This is a genomic window from Sphingobium cloacae (assembly GCF_002355855.1).
Lineage (GTDB): Bacteria > Pseudomonadota > Alphaproteobacteria > Sphingomonadales > Sphingomonadaceae > Sphingobium > Sphingobium cloacae.
In genome coordinates this window covers 1197412-1223685 of sequence record NZ_AP017655.1, presented here as the reverse complement: position 1 = coordinate 1223685, position 26274 = coordinate 1197412, and the positions used below count along the sequence as shown (strand labels likewise).

Below are 26274 nucleotides of genomic sequence, written 5' to 3'. Positions count from 1 at the left end.
GTCTCGCATGGGAGCGGCCATGATCGCATGAGGGCGAGCAGAAGCGTTACATGCCTAACATGCGCGCTCCTGCGCTCTGGATGCACTTTGGTCCGCTCCTGCCTATGGAGGCACGGGAGTGGATCAAAGAGCCAGCCTGCCTCTACAATGCGAGTCGCGTGCCTTTGACCGTCCTCATGCCCGGAAGTCGCAAGCATCACATGGGAGCGATGATGGGCCGATAGCCTCTATGATCCTTGATGATTGTCAAACGGCGTTCAAAAGGGACCCCCGATCGGCGTCGAAGAGGGACCCCCTTTTTCGGATATGATGTTGGTTTGTTGAAGATGGCCTTGCGCTGCGTGCGGCGGAGGGCGGGCGTAGCCCGACCGGAGGCGCGCGCAGCGCAAGATAGATTTTTGAAGGCGCCGAAGGTAGCGGTCAGCTGCGGTTTTTGAAGCGCCAGCTGTCGTTGCCCGTCTCGATGATATCGCAGTGGTGGGTGACGCGGTCGAGCAGCGCCGTAGTCATCTTGGGATCCCCGAAGACGGTAGGCCACTCGCCGAAGGCAAGGTTGGTGGTGATGATGACGCTGGTGCGCTCATAAAGCTTGCTGATGAGGTGGAACAGCAACTGCCCTCCCGAGCGTGCGAACGGCAGATATCCAAGCTCGTCGAGCACGATCAGATCGAGCCGCGACAGCTGCGCCGCCAGGGTCCCGCCTTTGCCGATCCGGGTCTCCTCTTCGAGGCGTGTCACCAGATCGACGGTGTTGAAGTAGCGGGCGCGAGCGCCCCTTCGCACGACATTGGCGGTGATCGCGATGGCGAGGTGGGTCTTGCCTGTCCCCGTGCCGCCGACCAGCACGATATTGCGGCGAGGCGGGAGGAAGGAGCCATCGTGAAGGGAGCGGATCATCTCCTCATTGATCGGTGTGCCCTCGAAGCTGAACCGCTCCAGGTCCTTCACCACGGGCAGCCTCGCAGCCGTCATCCGATAGCGGATGGAGGCTGCATCCCGGTGGGTCGCCTCAGCACGGAGCAGGTCGGTCAGTATCTCCATGGTGGTGCGCTTGCGCTGGAGGCCGGTGGTGACCGCCTCGTCGAACGCCGCCGCCATGCCCTTGAGTCCGAGGCCGCGCATCGTGTCGATCATATCATGCCGCTGCATCATAGCCTCGCAGCAGATCATAGCGGGCACAGTCGGCGAGCGGAGGATGCTGCAGCATCCGGTCTTCCGAAGTGACGATGCTGTGGGGTGTCGCCGGCTCGCGGCGCCGGGAGAGGATGTTGAGGATCAGCTCGTCGCTGGCCGTTCCGTTCGCCAACGCTTCGCGCACGGCAGCCTCTACCGGCTCCAGGCCATCGGTGAGCACCGCCGAGAGGACCCGCACGAACCTGCGATCGGCCTCGTCCCCGGTGCCGAGCCTTCGCCGTAATCGGTGCAGGGCGGGCGGCAGATCCCAGTCCTGGAACGGTGCGCCGTTACGCAGCGCGCCGGGCTTGTGCGCGAGGACCGGCAGATAATGCCAGGGATCGTATATCGTGCGGTTCCGACCGAAGTGGCGCTCATGCTCCCCGACGATCGCATCGCCGCAGCGTATGACGATGCGATCGGCATAGGAGCGCACCTGAACGGTCCGGCGTGCGGCCGTCGACATGACCGAGTAGCGGTTGCGATCGAAGCTGATGAGGCAGGTGCCGGTGACGGCATGCTCGCTCTCATGGAAGCCGTCGAACGGTGCCAGGATCGGCTGCAGGGCCGGTCGCTCCATATCCAGCGCCTCGGCGACGGTAATATCCCCGCGTTCGGGATGGGCATGATGCTCGGCCCAGCGCCGGCACTCGGCCTCCAGCCACCCGTTGAGCTCGGCCAGGCTGGCGAACCGGAGTCGCGGCTGGAAGAAGCGGCCTCGGATCGTCTGGACCTGCTGCTCGACCTGGCCCTTCTCCCATCCCGCCGCCGGCGAGCAGGCGGTCGGCTCGACCATGTAATGATCGGTCATGATCAGGAAGCGGCGGTTGAACACACGCTCCTTGCCGGTGAACACGGCCGTCACCGCCGTCTTCATATTATCGTAGATACCGCGTCGCGGCACACCGCCGAAGAACGCGAACGCCCGGGCATGGGCATCGAACAGCATCTCCTGGCCCTCGCGCGGATAGGCCCGGACATAGGGTGCGCGCGAGTCGCAGAGACGCATATGCGCCACCTTCACCCGCATCGGCTTGCCGGCGATCTCCACATCCTCGTGGCTCCAGTCGAACTGGTAGGCCTCACCCGGCTGGAAGGTCATCGGGATGAACGCCGGTGCGCCTTCGCCAGCATCCTTCCGCCGCGCAGCACGCCAGCGCGCCGCATAGCGGCGCACCGCATCATAGGATCCATCGAACCCCTCGCGCACCAGCAGGTCATGGATACGCGTCATCCGTAGCCGATCGCGGCGGCCGCGCCCCTCGTTCTCCTCAAGCAGCGCATCGAGACGATCCTGATAAGGACCGATCCGCGGCAGCGGCTGGACTTTGCGCTGATAGTTGAACGCCGCCTCCGGCGACCGGATCGCCTTGCGGACTACCTTCCGCGACAAACGAAGGTCGCGCGCGATCGCCTTGATCGCCTTCCCCCCTGCATGCTCACGCCGAATCCGAACCACTGTCTCCACGATCAACATCCCGTTCTCGCCAACTGATCAAAACCAGTCGGCCGACTAAATCCCCGGGATGAAGGGGTCCTTTTTGCACGCCGATCACCCCACGAAGGGGGTGCCTATTGCACGCTGATCCTCATTGATGATCCCGTAATGTCCTCATGGATTCCTGTTTTGATAGGAGTTGGCCGATCCCGGAATGTCTGGTTAGGAGTCGGGAGGGGGAGATAGCTGCCGCTCGCGCGGCATTGCTCGCGCGGCATTACGTTGAGAACCTATACACCTGTTTGATATTATGAGATAAATATCCTGTCTCTGTGAGTTTGTGCAGGAGAGAGTATGTCACGCCATCTGTTTTGGCTGTCGGATGAGGCATGGTTAGCGATTGAGCCACATCTGCCGCATGGCAAAGCTGGCAAGCCGAGAGTTGACGATCGAACGGTGATTTCGGGCATCCTGCACGTGCTCAAGACAGGCTGCCGCTGGCGCGACGTACCCGCCGCTTATGGGCCGCCCACAACGATCTATAACCGCTACAACCGCTGGTCTCAGCGGCGCATCTGGCAGCGCCTTTTCGAGAAGGTCGCGGCATCGGGGCCTGTGCCGAAAGAACTGTCGATAGATAGCAGCCACGTCAAAGCCCACCGTTCGGCGGCAGGCTCAAAAAGGGGGAGTATGAAGAAGCGGTCGGTCGCTCACGGGGCGGCAGGACGTGCAAGATCCACTGCCTGGCCGACGATCGCGGCCGACCGGTCGCCATCACCCTGACACCCGGCAACATCGCAGACATCAGCATCGCCATTCCGCTACTCGGTACGGTCGCTCCACCAAGGCGTCTCCTCGCCGACAAAGCCTATGACGCCGACAGCTTGCGCAACTGGCTGACCGCCCGAAACGTCAAAGCCGTGATCCCTTCAACTGCTTCGCGCCGAACACCATATCCTCTCGACCGGCGTATCTATCGAAGGAGAAACGTCATCGAGAGGCTCTTCGGACGCCTCAAAAACTGGCGGCGCATCGCCACCAGATATGACCGACACGCCCAAAACTATCTCGCCGCTATCGCTCTCGTCGCCGTCGTCGCAGAGTGGAGCAAATGAGTCCCCAACCTAGGCCGTAAACTCATAAAATGCCTTGAGGATTGTTGGCTTTCGTGATTCATAGGGCTCCCGGCATGGAGGTTTTGATGGCACGGCGGCGGTACGAACTGACAGACCGGGAATGGGCGATTATCGAGCCGTTGCTGCCGAACAAGCCGCGCGGTGTGGCGCGGGTTGATGATCGTCGGGTGCTCAACGGTATTATGTGGCGCTTTCGCACGGGAGCGACATGGGCCGAAGTGCCCGAGCGCTATGGACCTTCGACAACCTGCTACAACCGGTTCGTCCGCTGGCGCAAAGCCGGGGTCTGGGACCGGCTTCTGGCAGCGGTTTCTGCCGGATATGATGGCGACCTCGTAATGATCGATTCCACCTGCATGCGCGTCCACCAAAATGGTGCGACGGGCAAAAAGGGGGAAGTTGCGATCGTGGCATGGGACGTTCCCGGGGCGGCCTCACCAGCAAACTCCATGCTCTTGTCGATGCTCACGGACGCCCTGTCAGCCTGAGACTGACCGGCGGGCAGGTCCATGACGCCTGTGAAGCTGAGGCGCTGATCAAAGCCATTCCCGAGGGCGCGACCCTGCTGGGAGATAAAGGATATGACAGCAACGCCATCCGCGATGCCGCTGCAGCAAGGAACGTCTGGGCCAACATTCCCAACAGGTCAAACCGCAAACAACGCTTCGCCTTCTCGCCCTGGCTCTACAAACAGCGAAACCTCGTCGAGCGCTTCTTCAATCGCATCAAACAGTTCCGCGGCATCGCGACACGCTACGACAAGGACCCAGCCAACTTCCTCGCCGCCATCAAGCTCATCTGCGCTCGCATCTGGTGCGCGGCGTAATGAGTCTACGCGCTAGCAACCCCCATTGAAGCGATACATCGCGCTTCACAGGTCATATCCATTGGGTATACGCAACAGGCACCAAGGCTGAGTACAACCGGGCCAATAATAGAACGCAACAGCGCCATAACCTCTTTTGCTTCTTAGTTTCGCCCTTGTCTCCCGATCCGGAAAAACTATGCTGACGGGGCTTTTAGGGGGGACAGAATGGCCAAGAAACAGCGTGCAAATCAGGTCACTGCTTCATTTCATTACCTCGTTAAACGAAAACGCGGAGAGCCGGATAGTGAAGAGACAGGCTTTACTGCTAACGAATTTTCGAAGTTAGCGGCGAGGTTGCGCGACACCTATCCTATCGATTTTAAAGATGAATCTGCAATCCATCTAATAAAGCAGGGCGACATAATTCCGCTTTTAAAAGCGACAGATATATCTCCTACCCGTATATTTGGTCGGTTTGAAGGGGCCTACTACGGACAAGAATATCGTAATACGAAAGTAGGCACCATCGATGCGGATAGCCTAAATCTACGAACGTTTCACTACGTAGTGGATCATAGGCCGATGGTCGAATAGTTATCGGGAGCCAATATCTAGGCAACTATGGCGACTACGATGGCCTGTGCAAGTTCATCTCCAAGGTTTTACAATCAAACGAATTTGTGGTTCGTTCTAAATCATTTACCAATATTCGCCATGAACTGGACAACGGAACTCCTGTTGAACTTAAAGTTACGTTGAACAGGCCAGGTAAAAAGTTAGGTAGCAAAAGTCTATTTTCTAGCACTGGCATATTTGCGGTTCGTGGCTCTGAGTATGGGGACAATTTCGAGAAAGACGTTAAGGGACTAGTGCCGCACGTTAAAGGTTCATTAGAGGCTCGCAAAGCCGCACTTGCAAATATAATGTCGCAGGGTGACCTGATGGACATTGATGATGAATATATTGCGGGCTGCACGGTATTGATGCGGCAGGACGGCCATCAGTACACTGTCTATTTGCTAGGCGACAGCAACGTGTCGACTAAGTTTCCGCTCTCGGTGCATGTGCCGTCAAATGGGTTGCTAGACTAGGGTCAGGCCCCATTGATGTGAGCGTCGCGATCTGATTCAGGCTCCGTGAGGAGACTGGATTTGAGCGACCTGTACTGGCTGACGGACGAGCAGATGGCGCGGCTGGAGCCGTATTTTCGGAAGAGCCATGGCAGGCCGAGGGTGGACGATCGACGGGTGTTGAGCGGGATCATCTTCGTCAATCGCAACGGGCTGCGCTGGCGGGATGCACCGAAGGATTACGGGCCGCACAAAACGCTGTACAACCGCTGGAAGCGGTGGGGCGACAAGGGCATCTTCCTGAGGATGATGGAAGGCCTGGCTGGGCCCCAAGCTCCTGATCGCAAGACGATCATGATCGACGCGACCTATCTCAAGGCCCACCGCACGGCTTCCAGCCTGCGAGTAAAAAAGGGGATGCGGGGCGCCTGATCGGCCGCACGAAGGGCGGCATGAACACCAAGCTTCATGCCGTCACGGATGCGAATGGTCGCCCGCTCAGCTTCTTCATGACCGCCGGCCAGGTCAGCGATTATATCGGCGCCGCCGCTCTGCTCGACGAGCTTCCCAAAGCCCAATGGTTGCTCGCTGATCGTGGCTATGATGCCGACTGGTTCCGTGATGCCTTGCAGGAAAAAGGCATCACGCCCTGCATCCCGGGCCGGAAATCCCGGAACAAGGCCGTCAAGTACGACAAGCGCCGCTACAAAAGGCGTAACCGCATCGAGATCATGTTCGGCCGCCTCAAAGACTGGCGCCGCGTCGCCACCCGCTACGATCGCTGCCCTACGGCCTTCTTCTCCGCCATCGCCCTCGCTGCCACCGTCATCTTCTGGATCAATCAATGAGATGGGGTGGTTGCCGCCCTCCCTGACGGCATCACGATGTGCCAGCATAATTTTGGTTCAAGCTACGCACAGAGAGGACGGCAACCATGAGTATCGATACGATGATTGGTGTGGACCTGGCGAAGTCTGTTTTCCAGATTCACGGGGCGTCGATGAACGGCGAGATACTGTTTCAACGCAAGCTGTCGCGGCAGGCCTTTAGCGTGTTCATGGCTCAACACTCAGCTGCCGTGGTCGTCATGGAGGCGTGCGGTAGTGCCCATTACTGGGCCCGTTTGTTGAGCGGATTTGGTCACGAGGTCAGGCTGATCGCGCCACGCTATGTGCGGCCATTTGTGAAGCGGCAGAAGAACGACGCAGCCGATGCCGAAGCGATTGTGGTGGCGGCTCAACGGCCCGAGATGCGCTTTGTCGAACCCAAGAGCGTGGCTCAGCAGAGCGCGGCGATCCTGTATCGATCACGCCAGCGCCTTGTACGTCAGCGGACAGAGACAGTGAACGCCTTGCGGGCAGCCTTGTATGAGTTCGGGCATATCGTTCCTCAGGGCATTCAGCACGTCAGCCGCATTGGCGCGATCCTGGAGGCGCCCAATAGTGATTTGCCGACTTTGATGCGCGAGGAGTGCCTCGCGATGCTCGATCAGGTCGCGGCGCTCAGTGGTTGGATTGATACAAAGACCGCAAAGATCAAGGAACTCGCAGCCACCACGCCGATATCGAAGCGATTGCAAACCATGCCTGGCGTCGGTCCGCTAGTGGCGATGGCAGTGGAGACCTTTGCGCCTGAAATGGCGACCTTTAACAATGGCCGCGACTTTGCGGCCTGGCTTGGATTGGTCCCGCGACAGTTTTCATCAGGCGGTAAGGAACGGCTTGGGCGGATCACCAAGGCTGGCCAGAGCGACATCCGGCAAATGCTGATCATTGGCGCGATGTCGCGATTGAATTGGATGGGACGCAAGTCGATCCCGGAAAGCTCATGGCTTGCACGCATGATGGCCCGCAAGCCGCGCATGCTGGTCGCCATCGCATTGGCCAACAAAATGGCACGCCAGATCTGGGCCATGCTGACCAAGAATGAAGATTACAGGAATCCGACGCCGGTCATGGCTGCCTGATAAGGCAAACCTAGGCAGGTTGGATGAAAGGGGTGTGAGAAGGCAACGACCCGAATGGGCAAAATGATCGAACAGATCTGGATCAGGAAAACCAGTTCAGGACTCTGAGTGATAAGCTCGCCAATGAGATTTGGACCTGATCCGCTGATCACCATACCGGCCAGCGGCCTTCGAAAGCGCCGTAATCAAGGCCTGACAGAAGACCGCACTCGATCACCAGTTCAGAAGGTCAAAACCCTCTTGCATCACGGGCGGCAACCACAGAAGTCCTGACCCTACGATTCTGTTCAAAGAGAAATAACGAGGGTTTTGGACGATATAGTTACCCCAGGACTTAGACAGTGAGAAGCAATAGGCTCTGGAAAATTGTCACTGACAATTATAGTACGTATCGCAATGAGCAAACGCTTATGCCCGAGGGGCATAAAAAGCGCCTCTTCGGTCAAACTATTTTAGCGATATTTATTGCTATTTTTGTTAACAACCTGAGTGATGATAATATATCGGTTATTGTTACCGCTTTGTCGATCCTAGGTTTCGTGGACAAAGCTTGACTGGGGACTCGGTCGCTGATTCAAGGCTGGCTTTTGGAGGCAGCCTTGGGCGAGCGGATCGGCGTTACGGACGAAGAATGGGAAGTGATCGGGCCGCTGCTGCCGCCTGAGCACGGTCGTGGATGCCGCCCGGCGCAGGATAATCGCCCTTATTTCGAGGGCATGATGTGGATTGCGCGGACCGGCGCGCAATGGCGGCACCTGCCGGACGAGTATGGCAAGTGGAACAGCGTGTTCCGGCGCTATCGACGATGGGTCACGACCGGCGTGTTCGATGCCATGCTCGAGACGCTGGCCGAACTGGCGGGGCGCGACGCGGCCGCCGACATGATCGACAGCACGGTGGTCCGGGCACATCATTGTGCCGTCGGCATAAAAAGGGGACTCAGCAAACCGAGGCGCTTGGCCGATCGCGAGGCGGCTTCACGACGAAGCTCCACGCAAGGTGCGATGCCAGGGGCCTCCCCCTCGGCTTCGTGCTGACACCCGGACAGGCGCACGATGTGCAGGGCTTCGCCCCACTGTTCCGTATGATAACCGACCGGATCAAGGCCTTCCTGGCCGACCGGGGCTACGATGCCGATGCGATCCGCGAAGAGATCGAGGCGGCGGGTGTCGAGGCGGTGATCCCTGCCAAGGTCAACCGGCGCAATCCCGCCCCGCACGACCGCGCGAAATACAAATGGCGCAACCTGATCGAACGCCTGTTCAACAAACTCAAGAACTGGCGGCGCATCGCGACCCGCTACGATAAAACCAAAGAATCATACCTCGGCTTCGTAGCGCTCGTGTCAGTCAAACTCTGGATACCCTTTGTCCACGAAACCTAATTGGCTTCGCTTTCGCAGCTATGTTTCCTATTGCGTTAGAAAGCGTGGGCGGTTTGCCGAAGCCACTTTATGCTGAGGACCGCGATGACATAAAAGTAATTCGACAATTGGCTGTATATTTTAGATTCAATGTTGCTTATTTCATTCCGCTAAGCCTGCTCTGCGTTGCCACCCTGCTTATTCAGATGCTTTCATTTTCAGTGCCAAATTTCCTTAGAGGGGTTCAGCACGACATCGTCGTTTCTTGCCCTAGTAGTATGGGCGTAGCATTAAGCGCCGCTCACATTATCCCGAAGGTTATGCTTGCCTCTTCAATAATGGCGTTGCAAGAAAGTTGCTACACATTCTATAGAATGTGCTTTAACGCCTTGGCTCTTCTAAGAATTAAAGAAGAATACATCGCTAGTAGACCGGATTGATTGCCTGCCGGAAATCCTTTTAGCGGTGCGCCGTTAAATACATCGCGAGGAGACAGCGAGCGCGATATGCGTTTTCCGTATCATTGCTGGCTTATAGGGGATTTCCATAAAGGCCATAAATAGTAGAAATTTCAATAGAATGGCGCTGATTTGAGTAGTGCTACCCTCTCCACTCAACGAAAATGGCCTTGCATAAGTGTCCGCTTATCGGAACGAGTCGTATGGCTTCTAATGGCAGAACATGGCGCAAAGATGCTCCCTCCGTCACCCTCATCAAATCCCCAGCCCGCGTGATCGTCCTATGGTCCAGTCGATTGGGCGTCCCTCGCGCATGATGCCGGAGACCTCCTTGCCGATGGCGCGTTCCAGCACGGGCCGCCACGGGACAAGGGTGAACTCCCGGCTTTTCTCGATCAGCGCATAGCGGCCGGATTGAAGATCGACCGGGCGGACCAGCTTGCCGTCGATCTGCTGGCCGGGGGCGGTTTCGGCATAGCGCAGGCCCAATTCCGCCGATAGCTGGCCTGCGATGCGGTTCAGTTCCCGTCGCCGCAATGTCGCCAGCATGGTGGCGCGGGCGACGACGCCTTCCGCCTCCATCGTCGCCAAATCCTGTTGCAGCAGCCATTGCCGCCGCAAGGTGAGCGCATCGCGCACTTCGCGCCCGAACCCGTAGTCGGCAGGCGCGGAGCGATCCTCGCCCGCAATCTGCCGGTCCAGCCAGGTCGGGGCCTCGGCCTCGATCTGGCGATGCAGCGGGACGGGCGAGAGCGTCTCGGCAAGCACCGGCTGGCGCCGGGCGCGCTGCTCTTCATAGGCACTCACGCGGTCCAGATGATCGGGCGCGATGATCCATGTGCCGTCCGGTTCACGCTCCACGCCGCCGGTGGCGCGGCGGATGGCTTCCAGCCGCCGGACATGCCGCTCCGCGAAAGGCTGTATCGCCTGCCGGTCGTGGAGCAAGTGGATATCGACGCTGTAGCGCCCGCCATGGGCCGCCGCGATCTCGGCAACGGTGCGGTCCATGGCGCGGGGATCGGTGGAGACGTTCGACAGGCGGACGACGCTGCCCTTGCGAAAGCTGCCGTCCGCTTCCCCGATATCGACATAATGGCTGCGCCCGTCGATGCCGTCGATGATGAGATAGCGCCGGTCCCCGATTTCGTCCGCCATGCCCCGCGCGATCACGCGGCCGATGATCGGCGGCGCTTGCTGGCTGCGGTCGTGGATCGCGTAATGGCTGGGCGAACGCTCCATCCGCGCGTCCGTCATGGCCCGGTGCAGCGTCTTGATGATATCGCCGCGTTCGCCCATCGCCCGCAGCGTGGTTTCGGTGTCGGGGGACAGCGCCCATTGCAGCGGTTCCTTGCGCTCGGCCAGCCCCATGCGTTCGAGCTGGCGGGCGCGGGCAATGAGCAACTGGTGATACGAACGCCCGAAGGCATCGGATGCCTGCTCCATGCGAAGATCGACCAGCCCGCCTTGGTCCCGCTCGATCAAGGCCCGGTCCAGCCGGGTAAAGCGTTCGGCTTCTACCTCGCGACCCAATTGCTGTTCCACCTCGCGCTCGGTCTGCGGGCCAAGATCGCGGGTGACAATCTCGCTGGCGCGATGGCGGATGCCGTGGGCGATATAGTCGCCCGCGATGTTGAGCGTTTTGCCGTCCTCGGTCACGCCGCGCAGCACGACATGGACATGGGGATGCCCGGTGTCGTGATGATCGACCGCCACCCAGTCGAGTGTGGTCCGCAAGTCCCGCTCCATCTGCGCCATCACGTCGCGGGTGAAGGGCTGCAAGTCCTGATAGGCCGCGCCATCCTCCGGCGAGAGAATGAACCGGAATTGGTGACGGTCGCCCGCGCCGCGCTCGATGAAGGCTTGCCGGTCGGCCTCGTCGGTGAAGGTGGAATAGAGCCGCCCCGGCTCGCCATCGCGGGTGACGCCATCGCGTTCCAGATAGGACAGGTGGGCGCTGACCGCCTTGGCCTTGCCCGCCAGCTTGACGATACGCGCCTTGACCATCACGCGGCGGGACCGAATGCGAAGCCCGGTGCCGGGCTGGATCGACCAGCCGGAATGACGCGGGAAGGTCGCCGCGATCTTCGCCCCGCGTCCCCGCGCATTGAAGCGGCCCGTCCTTGCCTTCTTCGCCACCGGCACCGCGCTTTGCAATCGGCGCGGATTGCCGCCCGCCCGCGCCACCCCGCGCAGGATCGAAGCGCGCGAGGCTACGACCTCGCCGCCGCCGCTTTTCGGTCGGCCGATAATCAACTCGAACAGGTCATTGTCCTGTGGCATGATGAGCAATGTTGGAGAAGGCGAAGGCCCCGGCAAGTATCTCCCTCAAGTGTGGCGGATAGCCGGGAGGAGCAGGGCGGTCAGAGACAGGACTATCTCCCTTTCCGCGAATCGGGAGACTTGTCGCCTCCCTGAAATATGCTGTGCAGACAATGGCTTAGGCCGATATGGCCGCCCGGATGAAATCCGGTTTATCTTGCATTGCCTGACCTTTCCGCCTTCCAATGCAAATCCGATCTTCCCAGCCCTACAAAATGACCCTGCGGAACTGGCCCGGCGTCATGCCGACCAGCCTGCCGAAATGCCGGTTCATGTGGCTTTGCGAACTGAAGCCGGTGGCATAGGCGATCTGGGCAAGGGGCATGTCGGGATCGGCCAGCAGCATTTGCGCGCGGCGGATTCGCTGCTCGATCACATAGGCATGAAGCGTCTTGCCGGTGCTGGTCTTGAACGCGCGCATGAAATGGCCGCCGCTCAAGCCCGTGCCAAATGCCAGCGCCCGCGTGGTCAAATTGCCGTCAATCTCATCCTCAATCCGGTCGAGAACATGGCGAAGCTGGCGGGGTGTTAGGCCGCCGCTCCCATGCAACGGGGGCCGGGTTTCGGGGCAGAAGCGGCGGACAAGATGCACCGTCAGGGCAGCGGAAATCGCTTCGCTGATGACAGTCCCGCCGCGCCGCTCGAACGCCATTTCCGTATCGAGCAGGCGCGCGAAACAGAGCGCGGCATTGTCCTTCGCGCCGATAATCGACGGCATGTCGTTGATGCAATCCCGCTCGAACGCCGCCACCGCCACCCGCTCCGCAAAGCGGCTGTCCAGCGCGATCACGAGAATGTCCGGGCTGTTCTCCCATGCCTGAAAGAAGGGCCGGTTGCCCGGATTGACGTTCATCATGCCCGGTTCGATCAGGTGGCTTTGCAGGCGATCCTCGCCCGGCAGGCGGTATTCCATTACGAACGGCTCGCCCATATGGACCGCCAGAACCAACTGGCTCGCCCCCAACAGCACACCGGGATTAGGCGGCAATATGCACCGCGCCACCGTTACCGCATTGCGCGTCGCCGCATAGTTCCACCTTATCGTCGGTTCCCGCTTCGGAGAGGCGAAATCCAGCATGTAAGCGCGCGGCCTGTCGGCATCCTCTATCAGCGTTCCTCTTCTCCCGGTAGCCGGTGCAAGGTAAGCGCCGACTGGTTCGATGCTGCCAAGTTCCCGACGATGCATTTCGTCTCGACCAAGGTCGTCAAGACCGGTCCAAAGACAGCAACCATTTCCGGCAACCTGACGCTGCATGGCGTGACCAAGCCGGTTACTCTCAACGCGAGCTTCAACGCCGCGGCGGTCAATCCTCTGAGCAAAGCCTATACACTCGGCTTCAAGGCCTCCGGCAGAATCAAGCGCACGGATTTCGGTGTCAGCAAGTACGCACCGCTCGTGAGCGATGAAACGACGATTACGATTACTTCGGCCTTTGAAAAGAAGGCAAATTAATTCTCTAGGTCGGCACTCTTCGCGCCCCCTCTCAGCTGAGCGTGTCGGCCCGTGTGATGCCCGTCTCTCCGGAGCGGGCATCACACTTTTTCAGGACATTATCATGCGTCAACGCACCCGCTATTCTGCGGTAGCGATGCTTCTGCATTGGAGCATTGCCGCCCTCATCATTGCGAACCTGTTCCTGGGTTGGCGCATGGGCTTCCTGAAGGGCCTTGCGCAGTTCGACATGTTCCAGCTCCACAAGTCCGTGGGTATTACCGTGCTGGTTCTCAGCATCGTTCGTCTGGTTTGGCGGATGCTCAATCCGGTCCCGCCGCTGCCGGCGGGAATGAAGGGCTGGGAAGTGGCAGCCGCCCATGTGACGCACTGGGCGTTTTACGGTTTGATGATCGGTCTGCCCCTGACGGGATGGGCTGTCGTGTCTGTCAGCCCTTGGAATATTCCAACACTGCTTTGGCACACGATCCCGTGGCCACACATCGGCCTTCTCCATGACCTTCCGATCAACGCCAAGCAGGCTGTCGAGAAGGTCGGCGGGAGCATTCACATGTATTTCGCCTTTGGCGGCACTGCCCTGATTGTGATGCACATCGGCGCCGCGTTGAAGCACCAGTTCATCTCCCGCGACGGCGTTTTGGGACGGATGGTCCCGGGCCTGCGGTCCACCCCCCATACTTCATCCGAGGCATAAGATCATGCGCGCCATCTTTCTCTATCCCATCGCCGCAACCGCACTGGCGGCATCGCTTCTCAACGCTCCCGCTGTGGCAGCCCCTGCGCCGACTTGGACGGTCAACAAGGCCCAATCGCGATTGGGCTTCCAGGCCAGCATGAACGGCCAGGCCATCAGCGGGGCATTCCGGCGCTTTGATGCGCGTATCGCGTTCGATCCCGCCAACCTTTCTGGCTCCAGCGTAGTTGCAGTGATCGATACAGGTTCGGCTGCCACCGGCGATGCCACGCGCGACGAATCGCTGCCAACGCCTGACTGGTTCAATACCAAGGTCTTTCCCCGCGCTACCTTCACCTCCAAGTCGTTCAAGAGCCTGGGCGGCAATCGCTATCAGGCAGCGGGCACGCTCAATATCCGCGGTGTTAATCGTCCGGTCGTCCTGCCATTCCAGCTGAACATCAATAGAGGGGAGGCCAGGATGCAGGGATCGCTCGTGATCGACCGCCGCTGGTTCGGGGTTGGACGGGGACAGTTCGCCTCCACTGACGCAGTGGCTGCCAATGTTCGCGTAAATGTGACTATTCAGGCCGCTCGCGCGAAATAGACGGTACGGCTCACCGAGCTACCGTTCCCCGACCACTGTGCGGCCTGACGGTGTGGCTCCAGCAAAGCTCGGTGAGTTTGATACATGCAGATATCCCCAACCTTTCAGTGGCCCTGCCGCTGGAAGGTTGGGGATATCTGCAGGTTGAAATACGGATGCACATTGCACCGCTATCTCGACACTCAGCATTCCATCGACGGCGCCTGGCAGGACGCTCCGACGGCCGCACGCTTCTCGTTGAGAACCCGGCGACCGGCGCCTAGATCTGGGCCCGGCTCATGCCGGCACGACCGATCTTGCCTGCGCACATGATGCAGCGCAGGTCCGGAGCCCGGTGCGACTATACGACGGCAGCGAGCGCAGGACATTGTCCGCCTGCTAACTCAGTAGCAGGGCAGGCCGCTGACCGAGGCCAAGCGTAAAGCGCTGGCCCTTCCCGAAATCATTGAATGCTAAAGAGGGCTAGGTCACTAAAGGGTATCCGTCATCCCAGACCCACGTGGCGGAAACGTGCCGGTCAAGCGTCTTAAGAGGGGGCGTTGCGCCCGGCGATCTTGGGGAAGTGCCAGGGCATGAGGGAATCGAGGTCCTTGTTGCTATGACCGTTGGCAAGCTTGGTGAGGGTGGCGGTGAGCCAGGCGAGCGGATCGACGTCCGAGAGTTTGCACGTTTCGAGAAGGCTGGCGAGCACCGCCCAATTGTCTGCCCCGGCATCGCTGCCGGCGAACAACGAGTTGCGGCGCGACAGGGCAATCGGGCGGATGCTTCTTTCGACCGTGTTGGTATCGAGCTCGACGCGGCCGTCGAGCAGGCAATAGGTGAGCTGCTGCCAGTGGTTGAGCATATAGTTGATCGCTTCGGCCATCTTGCCCTTGGCGCTGAACCGGCCGAGGTTCTTCGAGAGATAGTCGCGCAGGTTATCGAACAGCGGCTTCAGTATCAGCTGCCGCCCTTCGAACCGCGCCTCGGGCGAGGTGTCCCTGAGCGTCGCCTCGATCTTGTAGATCGCCGAGAAGCGACGGAGCACCTCGTCGGCAACGGGCTCCTTTTCGCGGAAATCGTAGAACTTGCGCCGCGCGTGAAGCAGGCAGAATGCGAGGGTGACGCCATTGCGGCGCTTGATCTCATTGTAGCCGGCATAGCCGTCCACCTGGAGCACCCCGGCGAAGTCGCCGAGATGGTCGATCGGATGCATGCCGCCGCGGCCGGCGGCGTACATGTAGACGACGGCGGGCGGCGCGAGTCCGCCCCATGGCCGATCGTCGCGGGCATAGGCCCACAGCTGGCCGCTCTTGGTCTTGCCGGTCCCGGGCGCCAGCACGGGCATGCGCGTCTCGTCGGCGAACAGCTTCACCGAACTTCGCAGCTCGGCGAGCAGATGCTGCCTGAGCGGAGTCAGCCACCATCCGACGCGCCCGACCCAGTCGGCGAGCGTTGCCCGGTCGAGATCGATCCCCTGGCGGGCGTAGATCTGGGCTTGCCGGTAAAGCGGAAGGTGATCGGCGTAGCGCGCGACGATGACCTGGGCGACGAGCGCGTCGGTGGGCAGGCCCTGATCGACGATGAAGCTTGGCGCCGGCGCCTGGGTGACGCCGCCCTCGTCGCAGCCGCGGCAGCCATAGCGCGGACGGCGGGTGACCAGCACGCGGAAGATGGTGGGCACGACGTCGAGGCGCTCGGTGACGTCCTCGCCGATGACATGAAGATCGTTGCCGCAGCAGGCACACTGCTTGTCTTCGATGTCGACGACCTGCTCGATACGCTCGAGATGGGCGGGCAGCGCTCCACGGTTGTTGCGGCGGCGGCGCTTTGTCTCGCCGGTCGCGTCAGCCTGGTCGATCAGCGCTTCGAGCCCGGCCTCGGCGCGCGACAAGGCAGCTTCGAGCTCTTCGAGCACGAGCTGGTACTGGTCGGGATCGAGCCGCTCGGCGCTCTGGCCGAAACGGTGGCGCTTGAACTGGTCGAGAATGTCGTTGAGGCGCTTGACCTCATCGCGGGCGGCCGCGAGCGCGTCCTCCATCTCGGCGGCCTTCGCCTCGGCGATGACGGCGGCGTGTTCGGCCGCTTTCGCGGTGGCGAGCGCGATGATCTCGCGCGCCTCAGCTTGGGCCGCAGCGCGGGCGAGCGCCTCGTTCTCGGCGTTGATGCGAACGATCTGCTGGTCGCGTTCGGCCGCCTCGGCGGTCAGCTTCGCGATGGTCGCGAGCAGCGCAACTGGGTCTTTGCAGGAGGCCGTCAGCGGGTCCATGGCAGGCATCGAATCACATGCGTAACGACGCGTCCAGCGCAGTTGACTCGGCCTGTCGCGACTATCTCACGCATCAGCGAAACCCTCGATTTTAGGCGGATTTACGCGCCTTGGCGCGCGGTGCCGACGCCAGTCCATGCCCGAGGTGAGTGCTGCCATCTGCGCCGCCGTGATCGAAAAACTGCCATCGACCGCCGGCGGCCAGGCGAATCCTTCGGCGGCCTCGGCGCGCTTGGTCATCAGCCAGATGCCGGTGCCGTCGAACCACAGAATCTTCAGCCTGTCCTTCCTCTTGGAACGAAAAATATAGGCGACTCCGCGCCACGGATCCTGGCTCAACTCGTGCTGGACCTTGGCCACCAGCGTGTCGATGCCGCAGCGGAAATCGATCGGCTTGGTGTAGATCAGCACCTTGGCGTCGCTGCCCGGCCCGATCATCGCGCCCTCAGCAGCGCTGCGATTACCGAGGCGACCAGCGTCGAACTTGCGCCGTGGGCGACCATCACTGGCACGCCGCGCACTTCCATTGCGACCTGCACCACCGCGTCCGGCAGCAGCCGCGCGTTCGCGGCCTCCGGTTCGAGCAGCACCGCCGGCACCGATGTCGGCTCGATGACCGCCGGCAGGAACATCGCCCTGTCCTCGCGCGCCGCGTCCTCCGCCATCTCGCGCAACTCGCGGCGCCAGGCATATATCTGGGCCGGAAGGACATCGAAACACGCGGCCACCTCCGCCATGCTGCACGCCGGATCGAGCGACAGCTCCACCACCGCGCGCTTCTCTTCCAGCGTCCAGCGCCGTCGGCGCCCGTTCTCCACGCCGCCACTGCCGTCGATCTCTTGCTCCACAGTCACCCCGCCGAATCAAATTACGCGATATGCACGCGGGACACTCAAAGCTCATGGCCATCTACGCCACGTGGGTCTGGGATGACGGATACGGTGCAAGCGTTCCGGCCCTACTGATTCAGACGATGGAGAGGTGCGGGAGCGTTACATGCGGCGTTGCCACGCACTTCCCGGCCCGCCGGTTTCTTGAGAATTCTTCGCAAAGCTTGTAACGACAGGGTGATGGAATCAGGAAAGCAGGTTCGTGCCGCGCAAGGCTTTGGGTAAATATTATGACGATTGGCGGGATGAACTTGAACGTTTCCTCACTCGCCGCCTGTCGTCACCGGACCTTGCCGCCGAACTGACGCAAGAGGCTTTCATCCGCCTGATGCGGGTCGATCCGCCTTCGCTGGTGCGCGATCCGAGGGCATGGCTGTTCCGCACCGCCAGCAATCTTGTGGTCGATCATCACCGCACCACCAGGCGCGCGCCTTTCGATGCGATAGAGGATGCGGTGCGCGAAAACATAGCCGACCCCACGCCGACGCAGGAAATGGCGGCCTTGTCGCGGGAGGAACTGGCGGTCGTCCATAAGGCGATCGAAGACCTCCCGCCGAGGGGCCGGGAAGTGTTCAAGTTGAGCCGGTTCGAGGGGCTGGGCTATAGCGAGATTGCGGAGCGTCTCGGCATTTCCCGCAATACGGTGGTCGTCCACATGGTCCGTTCGTTGGCCGCCTGCAAGCAGCGGCTGAACGCCTATCGCGAAGGGGATGAAGGCCCGGAGTAATGTCCGGGCGCTTCTGGAACGTCTATGAAACAGGAGCGGGATCGTTTCCGGCGAAGCGGTCCCGCCAAAAGGATATGAGGCTGTATGCCCGAACGGGGTTTGGATGCGATTGAGGAGGAGGCCGTGACGTGGTTCGTGCGATTGCACGACGAAGACGCCACGGATGCCGACCGCGCCGCCCATGCCGGGTGGCTTGCCGCCGACCCGCGCCATGGTGTCGCGTGGGCGGAAGTTGCGCAACTGTGGACCGCCCTGCAAGGTGCCGCTGCTCCCAATGTTGTGGTTCTCCCGAAGGCGCGCGCTGTCCCGCCGCAACCCGCCCGGCCGGTGCAACGGCGGCGCTTCGCGATGGCCGCCGCCGTGGCGCTTATGGTCGGTTCCGCAGGCTGGATGGCGACCCATCCCGGCCTGTTCGCGGATGAGCGCACGGGGACGGGCGAACGCCGTTCGCTGACTCTGTCCGATGGATCGCGTGTGGAACTCGCCACCGCCTCGGCCCTGTCGGTCGATTTCACGGACAGGGAACGCAAGGTCGTCCTGCATGATGGGGAAGCCTTCTTCTCGGTGGCGAAGGATGCGCGGCCCTTCCGGGTGCAGGCGGCCGATGGCGTCATTACCGACATAGGCACCGCCTTCGATGTGAAGATGGCGGCCGAAACGGTCCATGTTTCGGTGACGGAAGGCATTGTGGACATCGCCAGCGGCACCGGCCAGCCGGTCCGGTTGATGCGCGGCCAATCCGCCAGCTATTCACCGACAGGTATCGGACCACGGCAAACGGTCGATCCCGCCAATGTCGGATTATGGCGGGAAGGCCGCCTTGCGTTCGACAACGCGCCCTTGCCGGACGTGCTGCGCGACCTCGAACGCTATCGCCATGGCCGGATAGTGGTGATGGATAAGAGTCTGTCCCGGCTCACTGTGTCGGGGATGTTCGACGCCACCCGAACCGATGCGGCGCTCTCCACGATCGAGCGGACCTTGCCTGTCCGGCTGGTGCGGATCACCCGATATCTGGTGCTTGTCTATCCCGCCGAATGAGCGCCACGAAAAATTTTTCACGGCCTTGTAATGCTGCCTGCTTCCTCCAGCGTCTCCATGGTTATGGAATGCGAATGACTGTCATTTGCACATGAGCGTATTTTCCTTCGGATCGATGGCCGAAGGCATGGGGGTATGAATGGCGATTGTTGGGGTAAGGTCGGGCTGGCGGACGTTGCTGGCGTCCACGGCGCTGGTGGCGATGGTGGCGGGGATCGGGAGCTATCCCGCACAGGCGCAGAGCGCCGCGCAGGCGGGAACGCAGCAGTTCGATATCCCCGCGCAATCGCTGGCGTCCGCTCTGATGCGCTTCTCGCGCGAAACGCGGCTGGAACTCTTTTACAATGCCGAACTGGCGCAGGGTAGGACGACGCAGGGCGTGTCAGGCAATTTTGCTCCTGCCGAGGCTCTGTCCCGGCTGCTTGTCGGAACGGGGCTGACCTTCAAGTTCACCAATGCCACCACGATCACGCTGGAACGCGCACCGCAGGCGGCGGATGGCACGATCGCGCTTGGGCCGGTGCGGGTCGAGGGGGTAGCAGAAAGCGCTTTCAATAGAGTGTTCTCTGATCCTGCTGCGACGGAAGCGACGAAATCCTATGCCGCCCAAGCCGTTACCATTGGCAAAGTGCCGCAGACCTTGCGGGAGATACCGCAGTCTATAACCGTGATGACGCGACAGATAATCGAGGATCAAAGCCTCGATAGCGTGGAGCAACTGCTATCTCGGTCGCCCGGTGTGGTATTTACGACCGACGCGTGGGCAAGAGGCCTTGGCTATTCGCGCGGATTCCAGATCGCCAATTACCAATTGGACGGAGGAAATGTTGCGTACGATTCCGGCTTCCGTCCCAATCAAGATTTGGCAATGTATGACCGTGTTGAAATATTGCGCGGTTCTGACGGACTTTTTTCCGGCACAGGGTTGCCGGGCGGAACAATAAATCTTGTGCGCAAGCGCCCCCTGCGAGAAGCGCAGTTAAAGTTTGCTGCATCTGCTGCTAGCTGGGACAACTATCGTCTCGAAGCAGATGCCACGGGCCCACTTGCGCTAGATGGCGCCCTCAGAATGAGGCTGGTCGGCGTCTATCAGAACCGGCACTTCTTCTATTCTCCAAGTGCAGATGAAAAGATACTGGTTTACGGCATCGTAGAAGCAGATCTTGGCCCGGATACCCTGATTTCTGTGGGCGGTAGCCATCAATGGCAGGATGGTGCTCAATTCACTACCGGCCTGCCTCATTATACGGATGGGAGCGACATGAACCTTCCACGTAGCTTTGCCACGACGGCCGATTGGGCGGGAAGGAAGGCCAAGAACACCGAATTTTTTGCGAATATCGAGCATAAGTTCGGAGAGTCGTGGGCCGTAAAGCTCAGTGCCACGCAGCAGAAATATTCCCTAAGTGGCCTGGATTTTAACGCTCAAGGCTCCATGAGCGCCGATGACACAATTTTATTCGCTAATCCAAGAGCTTTTGAAGGCAGCAATAAGGCAACGGTGTTGGAAGCCACCTTGTCAGGAGATTTCCAACTTTTTGGACAAAATCATAGCCTGATTGTTGGTGCAAGTTATCAGAAAAGCAAAGCAGGTCAGTCGACTTACTATACATATGATAGATTTCCGGATGACGTCAGTATATTCGATTTCGACCCTTTGCTCTATCCAGAACCGGAAGTGGGCGGGTTGCGGGCTACGTGGCCCAAATACGGCGCAAAGCAGATTGGGTTTTATGGCAAGCTTCATGCCCATCTAACAGATAACATGAGCTTCATTCTAGGTGGCCGTGTCACCAGCTATAATTATAGTGCTCCATATATGGCTTATCTGGAAGATGGGACGATTCGCTCCACATCAACTACCCAATATAAGGAAAATGGCATATTAACTCCTTATGGAGCGTTGATCTATGCCTTCGACAAGAATTGGTCAGTTTATGGGAGCGTTGCCGAAATACATCAGTCACAAGCGCAGAGGTTGAGTGGCCCACTTCCGGGGACGCCGCTGAAACCCATCACCGGGCGGAACTACGAAATCGGCATTAAGGGCGCGCTTCGTGATGAAACGCTGAACATCTCGCTTGCGCTTTATCGGATCGAGCGCAACGGGGAGGCGGTGCTGGATAACAGCTACCCTCGCGAAACCACCGATCTTGGCATAAGCTGCTGCTATGTCTCTCAGGGAGAGGTGGTCAGCAAGGGCATTGACGCGGAGATAACGGGTGAGATCACTCCAGGATGGCAAATCCTGATGGGATACACGTTCAATATTAATAAAAATAAGAAGAGCGATGCAAGGTATCATACCGCCACTCCGCGGCATCTTTTGAAGGTGTGGACTTCCTATATTCTTCCCGGAGAATTGTCTGCTTGGACCGTAGGCGGGGGTTTTACAGCGCAAACTAAACAATATAACTCTGGATCTGAATGGGATAATAAAATTTATGACTACGTGAATTATTACATTAGTCAGAAAGGATATATTGTAGCGAATGCGACGATTGACTATAAATTTAATGATAGATGGTCAGCTTCTTTCAACCTGAATAATATCTTTGATAAGAAGTATTATCAGACTTTGGGAACGGCTATTGCCGGGTCGTGGTATGGAGAACCTCGCAATTTCCGCCTGACCCTGCGCGCCGGATTTTAAACTGCGCCGGATCTGATTTTCGGAGCATGAGCCGGATGATTCCCGCGCGTGGCTTTCGCCAATCGATGTCGCAGCTTCACACTTGGGCAGGTCTCCTGCCCGGGTGGTTGCTTTATGTCATATTCCTGTTTGGAACGGTCGCGTTCTTCCAATTGGAAATATCACGGTGGATGCGTCCAGAATTGAGCGGTGCGGATGTGACCAGCCACGCTCTCGACAGGGTAGCGGAACATCTGGCTGAAACTGCGTCCGATGCTGAAAGCTGGCGTATCCTGCTGCCACCGGCTCGGGCAGGAGAGGCAATATCCGCGTTCTGGAAAGCAAGGGATGAATCAGGCGCAAGCGGCCAGGCCATCTTCGATCCAGTCAGCGGCATGCCCGCATCCATAAGGGATACGACGGGGGGGTGGTTTCCCTACCGTTTCCATTTCCAGTTGCATTATGTGCCGCGCTGGATCGGTGAATATCTGACCAGTCTGGCCGGGCTGGTCATGCTGGTGGTGATCTTGTCCGGCGTCGTCATTCATAAGAAAATCTTCGCGGATTTCTTCCTGTTGCGCTTTGGCAAGGGGCAACGAAGCTGGCTGGATACACACAACGTCACTGCGGTCTTGGCACTGCCTTTCCATCTGATGATTACCTACACTGGACTGGTCACGCTGCTGTTCACGCTGATGCCGTGGGCGATCACAGCGAATTATGAAACGGCGGACGCATTCTACAAAGCACGGGCGATTCCAGCCCTTGAAAACGAACCGAGCGGCGAAAAGGCCGCGCTTCTGCCTCTTGGCGCTCTGATTGGAAGCATTGAGCATCGATTGGGCGGGGGCAGACTTCAGTTCGTGACGATCTCCAATCCGGGGGACAGGTCTGCGGTCATTGCGGCATGGCCGAACCGTGACACGCTAGGCACATTCAGGGCGACTTCCTATTACAGCGCCGTAACCGGCGAGCAATTGCGATCCTTGCCTAAGAGGAATGCCAGCGCAGCGACGCAAAGCGTGATGGTGGACCTTCACACCGGGCTATTTGCAGGCCAAATGCTGCGCTGGCTCTATTTCCTGTCCGGCGTCGGCGGCACGGTGATGGTGGCGAGCGGGCTTGTTCTCTGGACGGTCAAGCGCCGCGCCAAGTTGCCCGATCCGACCCATCCACATTTCGGCTTTCGTCTGGTCGAACGGTTGAACATCGGCGTCATTGTTGGAGCGCCTGTCGGGATCGCCGTTTATTTTCTCGCCAACCGGCTTTTGCCGTTCGACATGGCGCAGCGCGCCGATTGGGAAATCAACAGTCTGTTCATCGCCTGGGGCGGTCTGTTCGTCTGGACGCTCGCGCGTCCGGCAAAGCGGGCATGGGTGGAGGCGTTCATCGCCTGCGCGGCGCTCTATGCGCTGGTGCCGCTGGTCAACGCCCTGACCACGGAGCGCGGCCTGATCCCCAGCCTGATCGCGCGCGATTGGGTCTTCGCCGGGTTCGATCTTGTGATGCTGGTAACGGCCGCTGCCTGCGCGTTCACGGCATGGAAGGTCGCCACGCATAAGCCGAAGGCGGCCCCGCGCCGCAGAATGCGCGAACTGGTCGAGGCGGCGGCATGATCCACGTCGCCATCTTCCTTCTGTCTCTGGCAGGCTTCGCCCTGCTGCTGCTCGCCATGACGCGGCATCAACAGGACTGGCTCCGCCGCAAGCTGCCTCCGGCGCGGGGCCGCGCCCTGCGCCTGTCCGGCTTCACGGCGCTGGTGCTGGCCTTTGCTGTCGCCGGAGTGGGCCTTGGCTGGGGCTATGGCGCGGTGGAGTGGTTCGGGTGGCTGACCGTCGCGGCCGCGCTGGTCGTCACCATTAACACCAACCGCGAACGCATCGTCCGGAAGGTGCGGCCATGATCCGCCTGACCGAACAGGCGCGCGGGCGCTGGTCGGCAGCGTTCCGCATCGTCGCGGGGACGCTGGGGGCCTATGGCCTGACCTCGCTCGCCACTGTCGCCCTGTCGCTGCTGTTGGCCCGGATCGGCATGGTTCGGGTCGAGGCCGTCACCGCCGCCACGCTGGCGAGTTTCGCCATCTTCGCTGTTGTCGCCATGATCGCCTTCCATGCCCGGAGCGCGGGACGCGTGTGGGGCTGGCTGTCAGGCATGGCCGTGCTTTTCGGCCTGCTATCGTGGCTGCTGTTGCCCGGAGTCGGATCATGAGCCGCCTGCACCATCTTCACCGGCAGGAGGCCGACACGTCCGGCCAGGAAGCTGATCGCCTATCTGCGCCCTTGAAGGCGGAACGCGAACGGGCGATGGCGGGGGGCTGGCAACCTTCCACCCGCTATTCAGACCAGCCGATGAGCTGGCGCATGCGTATGTTCGGCATGGGCGGGGTCGGGACGGTTGCGTTGCTTGTCGCTGGTGGTGCGCTGTTCACATGGACGACCTATCCCGCCACGCCAGCCCCTTCCGCGCTTACCGTCTTCAATGTGATGCCGCCCGCGTCCCCACCGGAAACGCCTCGGCAAGAAAAGGAAGCGCCCAAGCCCGTGGAGAAGAAGGAGACTCAACCGGAGCCGGTGCGGGTGCCGCAGGAGCAGCCGCCGAAGATGCCGATTTCGCGCGCCACCATGCCGATGCCGCAGCCGGAGACGAAGGCCGCCGATCCCGCCCCGCCTCAGCCGGAAACCGCCGCGCCCAAGACAATGCCTGCACCGCCTGCGCCGCAATTGTCGAGCGATGGCCTCGACACATGGGAGGGTCGTGTTCTGGCGGCTCTGCACAAGCAGCGCCGCTATCCGCGTGCCGCGATGATGCAACGGCAACAGGGTATTCCCTATATCCGCTTCATAATGGACCGGGAAGGCAAGGTGCTGTCGATCCGCCTTGAACGCTCTTGCGGTTTCCCTGAATTGGACCGGGAGGCCGTCGCGCTTGCCAAGCGGGCGTCCCCGCTGCCCAAGCCGCCCGACGACAAGCCCGGCGACACGCTCGAACTGGTGGTCCCGATAGAATATTTCTTGCGGCCGCGATGACGGGCAATCGCGCGATCATCGGTCGGTAACGTGCCTTGGGCGCATGATGCTGCGCCGACACCCGGCCCGCCATCGGCCCTCGCTCGCTCTATGCCACGTCAATCGGGCGCATAAAGCTGCCATCGGTGCCGCGTTCGTGGAATAGGGAAATGGCTTTTCGGTCCAGCCTCGATGTTTCGTGCGGCAACGATCCGCGCGGAAGGAGGATGACCGATGGCAAATCTCATCGACGGGCAGGAACGTCTCGATTGGCGCAATCCCGCCAGTTATCGCCCGCTTCTCGATCTCGACCGTTCGGGCTGGGCATGGGAATTCCTGCGCCGCAATCCCGACTATCGGAAAGCGGTGCAAAGCCTTCCCAAGCCCACACAGGAGCGATGGCTGATGCCGCCGCTGTCGCTGATTTCCGCTGTTGGCATTTCGCCGGAGTGGGGATGCCCATTCGCCGCTCCGCCCGATAACGACGCCTTGGCCGCGCCGCCATTCTGGCTTGCATCCGTCGATCCTTCCGTCCTGCCGGTGGCGGTTATTTCGCCGCATCATACGGAGGATGCGTTTGACGTTATGGACCTTGGGCAAGTCGTCACGGTGTTCCGCGACAGAGGCGGGACGGAGCATGTGCAGATCGGCCGCCCGCCACGTCCCATCCGGCTCCATGTCGAAACGGGAACGGTGTTGCGGGGGCCGGTGGCGCTTCATGCTTCGTTGGCCGGATGCGCCGTGCAATCCCGGTTGCGGACGCTGCGCCGTCTGCTCGATCTGCAACGGCGGGGAAGGCAATGTGCGGACCATGACGGTCCCGATGCGCGCGGGGCCAGGCTGGCGTTCATCCTGCAAGTGCTGGATGGCCATGACGCCGGAGCATCCCAGCGGGAGATCGGCATTGCGCTGTTCGGAAAGGATCGCGTCCGGGAGGACTGGAACGGCTATTCGGACTATCTCCGCAGCCGGATATGCCGCGCCATCAAGGCGGGGCAAGCCTTGCGCGATCGCGGTTATCGCAATCTGCTTCGCGGCCTTCCATCTCGTCCAGCAGCCGCGAACGACAATGATGTGCCGTGAGTGGCGGAAAATCATTTTTATTGAGAAATTTCAGTATTTTAACAGGTAAATCGAATGGTCGGACTGTATTGGTGGCGAATGTCCTCCGCTACCACTTTCCCATTCCTTATCCACCGCGGTGCGCCTTCGCGCATTTTTGTCTTGCAATCCCGCGCCAGCATTGCACTAATGTTGCAACGCACAA

The 26274-nt window shown here is 60.3% G+C and carries 27 protein-coding genes and 1 pseudogene; 21 read left to right on the top strand and 7 right to left on the bottom strand.

The window, feature by feature from the left end:
* Positions 1 to 420 precede the first annotated feature (420 nt).
* Complete coding sequence (istB, locus tag SCLO_RS05970; RefSeq protein ID WP_096362194.1) at positions 421 to 1149, bottom strand: IS21-like element helper ATPase IstB; 729 nt, start codon at positions 1147 to 1149, stop codon at positions 421 to 423.
* On the bottom strand, positions 1136 to 2650 hold the full coding sequence (gene istA / locus SCLO_RS05965) for an IS21 family transposase (RefSeq protein ID WP_096362065.1): 1515 nt from the start codon (positions 2648 to 2650) through the stop codon (positions 1136 to 1138). The genes istB and istA overlap by 14 nt, the downstream gene beginning before the upstream one ends.
* Positions 2651 to 2965: 315 nt before the next feature.
* Here istA and SCLO_RS05960 point away from each other — a divergent pair.
* From SCLO_RS05960 to SCLO_RS22835, 10 genes and pseudogenes are all read left to right on the top strand, one after another.
* Positions 2966 to 3726 (top strand): IS5 family transposase gene (locus tag SCLO_RS05960; protein WP_407695314.1). Its coding sequence is split into 2 segments (ribosomal slippage): positions 2966 to 3289 and positions 3292 to 3726, totalling 759 coding nucleotides; the frame shifts between segments, so codons are not numbered across the junction.
* An 86-nt stretch (positions 3727 to 3812) separates the two neighbouring features.
* A protein-coding gene (locus tag SCLO_RS05955; RefSeq protein ID WP_096362207.1) for an IS5 family transposase occupies positions 3813 to 4573 on the top strand; the annotation gives its coding sequence in 2 pieces (ribosomal slippage) (positions 3813 to 4149 and positions 4149 to 4573; 762 coding nt in all).
* A 207-nt stretch (positions 4574 to 4780) separates the two neighbouring features.
* Positions 4781 to 5149 carry a hypothetical protein gene (locus SCLO_RS22845; protein ID WP_123905452.1) on the top strand — a complete coding sequence of 123 codons (369 nt, stop codon included), beginning with the start codon at positions 4781 to 4783 and terminating at the stop codon, positions 5147 to 5149.
* Between the two features lie 86 nt (positions 5150 to 5235).
* The gene (locus SCLO_RS22840; protein WP_123905451.1) at positions 5236 to 5646 is read left to right on the top strand and encodes a hypothetical protein; all 411 of its coding nucleotides are present in this window, start codon (positions 5236 to 5238) and stop codon (positions 5644 to 5646) included.
* A 60-nt stretch (positions 5647 to 5706) separates the two neighbouring features.
* A protein-coding gene (locus tag SCLO_RS05950; RefSeq protein ID WP_096362098.1) for an IS5 family transposase occupies positions 5707 to 6473 on the top strand; the annotation gives its coding sequence in 2 pieces (ribosomal slippage) (positions 5707 to 6043 and positions 6043 to 6473; 768 coding nt in all).
* 86 nt (positions 6474 to 6559) lie between these two features.
* Positions 6560 to 7591 (top strand): IS110 family RNA-guided transposase, encoded by a 1032-nt coding sequence (locus SCLO_RS05945; protein WP_037487140.1) that lies wholly within the window; start codon positions 6560 to 6562, stop codon positions 7589 to 7591.
* Between the two features lie 410 nt (positions 7592 to 8001).
* The gene (locus SCLO_RS23270) at positions 8002 to 8145 is read left to right on the top strand and encodes a hypothetical protein (protein ID WP_169925554.1); all 144 of its coding nucleotides are present in this window, start codon (positions 8002 to 8004) and stop codon (positions 8143 to 8145) included.
* 84 nt (positions 8146 to 8229) lie between these two features.
* Positions 8230 to 8502, top strand: a pseudogene (locus SCLO_RS23790) (transposase); the annotation flags it as partial.
* A complete protein-coding gene (locus SCLO_RS05940) occupies positions 8397 to 8975 on the top strand; it encodes an IS5 family transposase (RefSeq protein WP_231923361.1) in 579 nt (192 codons plus the stop codon). The pseudogene SCLO_RS23790 and the gene SCLO_RS05940, both read left to right, overlap by 106 nt.
* 20 nt (positions 8976 to 8995) lie before the next feature.
* The gene (locus tag SCLO_RS22835; RefSeq protein ID WP_145980665.1) at positions 8996 to 9394 is read left to right on the top strand and encodes a hypothetical protein; all 399 of its coding nucleotides are present in this window, start codon (positions 8996 to 8998) and stop codon (positions 9392 to 9394) included.
* A 273-nt stretch (positions 9395 to 9667) separates the two neighbouring features.
* On the opposite strand, the gene rlxS is transcribed toward SCLO_RS22835, so the two are convergent.
* Together rlxS and SCLO_RS05930 are read right to left on the bottom strand one after the other, a co-directional pair.
* A complete protein-coding gene (gene rlxS, locus SCLO_RS05935; RefSeq protein ID WP_066522384.1) occupies positions 9668 to 11692 on the bottom strand; it encodes a relaxase/mobilization nuclease RlxS in 2025 nt (674 codons plus the stop codon).
* Between the two features lie 247 nt (positions 11693 to 11939).
* On the bottom strand, positions 11940 to 12917 hold the full coding sequence (locus SCLO_RS05930) for a helix-turn-helix domain-containing protein (protein ID WP_231923360.1): 978 nt from the start codon (positions 12915 to 12917) through the stop codon (positions 11940 to 11942).
* Here SCLO_RS05930 and SCLO_RS23785 point away from each other — a divergent pair.
* From SCLO_RS23785 to SCLO_RS05915, 3 genes are all read left to right on the top strand, one after another.
* The gene (locus SCLO_RS23785; RefSeq protein ID WP_083949270.1) at positions 12912 to 13184 is read left to right on the top strand and encodes a YceI family protein; all 273 of its coding nucleotides are present in this window, start codon (positions 12912 to 12914) and stop codon (positions 13182 to 13184) included. The genes SCLO_RS05930 and SCLO_RS23785 overlap by 6 nt on opposite strands.
* 103 nt (positions 13185 to 13287) lie before the next feature.
* Positions 13288 to 13878, top strand: a complete 591-nt coding sequence (locus tag SCLO_RS05920; RefSeq protein ID WP_066522461.1) for a cytochrome b — start codon at positions 13288 to 13290, stop codon at positions 13876 to 13878.
* Positions 13879 to 13882: 4 nt separating this feature from the next.
* Positions 13883 to 14464 (top strand): YceI family protein, encoded by a 582-nt coding sequence (locus tag SCLO_RS05915; RefSeq protein WP_066522462.1) that lies wholly within the window; start codon positions 13883 to 13885, stop codon positions 14462 to 14464.
* A gap of 526 nt (positions 14465 to 14990) precedes the next feature.
* On the opposite strand, the gene tnpC is transcribed toward SCLO_RS05915, so the two are convergent.
* The 3 genes from tnpC to SCLO_RS05900 all read right to left on the bottom strand — a co-directional run bounded on the left by tnpC (position 14991) and on the right by SCLO_RS05900 (position 17566).
* Positions 14991 to 16484 carry an IS66 family transposase gene (tnpC, locus tag SCLO_RS05910; protein ID WP_066522435.1) on the bottom strand — a complete coding sequence of 498 codons (1494 nt, stop codon included), beginning with the start codon at positions 16482 to 16484 and terminating at the stop codon, positions 14991 to 14993.
* Positions 16485 to 16778: 294 nt separating this feature from the next.
* Positions 16779 to 17150 carry an IS66 family insertion sequence element accessory protein TnpB gene (gene tnpB, locus SCLO_RS05905; RefSeq protein WP_062346440.1) on the bottom strand — a complete coding sequence of 124 codons (372 nt, stop codon included), beginning with the start codon at positions 17148 to 17150 and terminating at the stop codon, positions 16779 to 16781.
* Positions 17147 to 17566, bottom strand: coding sequence for a transposase (locus SCLO_RS05900; RefSeq protein ID WP_082734689.1), 420 nt, complete (start codon positions 17564 to 17566; stop codon positions 17147 to 17149). Before SCLO_RS05900 ends, tnpB begins: the two co-directional genes overlap by 4 nt.
* A 238-nt stretch (positions 17567 to 17804) precedes the next feature.
* Here SCLO_RS05900 and SCLO_RS05890 point away from each other — a divergent pair, with 238 nt between their 5' ends.
* From SCLO_RS05890 to SCLO_RS05855, 8 genes are all read left to right on the top strand, one after another.
* Complete coding sequence (locus SCLO_RS05890; protein WP_083949225.1) at positions 17805 to 18329, top strand: RNA polymerase sigma factor; 525 nt, start codon at positions 17805 to 17807, stop codon at positions 18327 to 18329.
* Between the two features lie 123 nt (positions 18330 to 18452).
* Positions 18453 to 19370 carry a FecR family protein gene (locus SCLO_RS05885; RefSeq protein WP_169800592.1) on the top strand — a complete coding sequence of 306 codons (918 nt, stop codon included), beginning with the start codon at positions 18453 to 18455 and terminating at the stop codon, positions 19368 to 19370.
* A gap of 139 nt (positions 19371 to 19509) precedes the next feature.
* On the top strand, positions 19510 to 22023 hold the full coding sequence (locus SCLO_RS05880; RefSeq protein WP_066521868.1) for a TonB-dependent siderophore receptor: 2514 nt from the start codon (positions 19510 to 19512) through the stop codon (positions 22021 to 22023).
* A 26-nt stretch (positions 22024 to 22049) separates the two neighbouring features.
* Positions 22050 to 23618: a PepSY-associated TM helix domain-containing protein gene (locus tag SCLO_RS05875; RefSeq protein WP_231923359.1), complete on the top strand. Its 1569-nt coding sequence runs from the start codon at positions 22050 to 22052 to the stop codon at positions 23616 to 23618.
* Positions 23615 to 23905 (top strand): DUF3325 domain-containing protein, encoded by a 291-nt coding sequence (locus SCLO_RS05870; protein WP_066521859.1) that lies wholly within the window; start codon positions 23615 to 23617, stop codon positions 23903 to 23905. Before SCLO_RS05875 ends, SCLO_RS05870 begins: the two co-directional genes overlap by 4 nt.
* Positions 23902 to 24210, top strand: coding sequence for a hypothetical protein (locus tag SCLO_RS05865; RefSeq protein ID WP_066521852.1), 309 nt, complete (start codon positions 23902 to 23904; stop codon positions 24208 to 24210). Before SCLO_RS05870 ends, SCLO_RS05865 begins: the two co-directional genes overlap by 4 nt.
* On the top strand, positions 24207 to 25028 hold the full coding sequence (locus SCLO_RS05860) for an energy transducer TonB (RefSeq protein ID WP_066521849.1): 822 nt from the start codon (positions 24207 to 24209) through the stop codon (positions 25026 to 25028). The genes SCLO_RS05865 and SCLO_RS05860 overlap by 4 nt, the downstream gene beginning before the upstream one ends.
* Positions 25029 to 25241: 213 nt before the next feature.
* Positions 25242 to 26090 (top strand): DUF2285 domain-containing protein, encoded by an 849-nt coding sequence (locus SCLO_RS05855; RefSeq protein ID WP_066521847.1) that lies wholly within the window; start codon positions 25242 to 25244, stop codon positions 26088 to 26090.
* Positions 26091 to 26274 lie beyond the last annotated feature (184 nt).

Excerpts from the sequence above, each read along its gene's own strand:
- rlxS (WP_066522384.1), bottom strand. The coding sequence starts at position 11,692 with ATGCCACAGGACAATGACCTGTTCGAGTTGATTATCGGCCGACCGAAA.
- SCLO_RS05865 (WP_066521852.1), top strand. The coding sequence starts at position 23,902 with ATGATCCGCCTGACCGAACAGGCGCGCGGGCGCTGGTCGGCAGCGTTC.
- SCLO_RS05880 (WP_066521868.1), top strand. The coding sequence starts at position 19,510 with ATGGCGATTGTTGGGGTAAGGTCGGGCTGGCGGACGTTGCTGGCGTCC.
- istA (WP_096362065.1), bottom strand. The coding sequence starts at position 2,650 with ATGTTGATCGTGGAGACAGTGGTTCGGATTCGGCGTGAGCATGCAGGG.
- SCLO_RS05855 (WP_066521847.1), top strand. The coding sequence starts at position 25,242 with ATGGCAAATCTCATCGACGGGCAGGAACGTCTCGATTGGCGCAATCCC.
- SCLO_RS22845 (WP_123905452.1), top strand. The coding sequence starts at position 4,781 with ATGGCCAAGAAACAGCGTGCAAATCAGGTCACTGCTTCATTTCATTAC.
- SCLO_RS05945 (WP_037487140.1), top strand. The coding sequence starts at position 6,560 with ATGAGTATCGATACGATGATTGGTGTGGACCTGGCGAAGTCTGTTTTC.
- tnpB (WP_062346440.1), bottom strand. The coding sequence starts at position 17,150 with ATGATCGGGCCGGGCAGCGACGCCAAGGTGCTGATCTACACCAAGCCG.
- SCLO_RS05920 (WP_066522461.1), top strand. The coding sequence starts at position 13,288 with ATGCGTCAACGCACCCGCTATTCTGCGGTAGCGATGCTTCTGCATTGG.
- SCLO_RS23785 (WP_083949270.1), top strand. The coding sequence starts at position 12,912 with ATGCATTTCGTCTCGACCAAGGTCGTCAAGACCGGTCCAAAGACAGCA.
- SCLO_RS05930 (WP_231923360.1), bottom strand. The coding sequence starts at position 12,917 with ATGCATCGTCGGGAACTTGGCAGCATCGAACCAGTCGGCGCTTACCTT.
- SCLO_RS05940 (WP_231923361.1), top strand. The coding sequence starts at position 8,397 with ATGGGTCACGACCGGCGTGTTCGATGCCATGCTCGAGACGCTGGCCGA.
- SCLO_RS23270 (WP_169925554.1), top strand. The coding sequence starts at position 8,002 with ATGCCCGAGGGGCATAAAAAGCGCCTCTTCGGTCAAACTATTTTAGCG.
- tnpC (WP_066522435.1), bottom strand. The coding sequence starts at position 16,484 with ATGGAGGACGCGCTCGCGGCCGCCCGCGATGAGGTCAAGCGCCTCAAC.
- istB (WP_096362194.1), bottom strand. The coding sequence starts at position 1,149 with ATGCAGCGGCATGATATGATCGACACGATGCGCGGCCTCGGACTCAAG.
- SCLO_RS05915 (WP_066522462.1), top strand. The coding sequence starts at position 13,883 with ATGCGCGCCATCTTTCTCTATCCCATCGCCGCAACCGCACTGGCGGCA.
- SCLO_RS22835 (WP_145980665.1), top strand. The coding sequence starts at position 8,996 with ATGTTTCCTATTGCGTTAGAAAGCGTGGGCGGTTTGCCGAAGCCACTT.
- SCLO_RS05860 (WP_066521849.1), top strand. The coding sequence starts at position 24,207 with ATGAGCCGCCTGCACCATCTTCACCGGCAGGAGGCCGACACGTCCGGC.
- SCLO_RS05870 (WP_066521859.1), top strand. The coding sequence starts at position 23,615 with ATGATCCACGTCGCCATCTTCCTTCTGTCTCTGGCAGGCTTCGCCCTG.
- SCLO_RS05875 (WP_231923359.1), top strand. The coding sequence starts at position 22,050 with ATGAGCCGGATGATTCCCGCGCGTGGCTTTCGCCAATCGATGTCGCAG.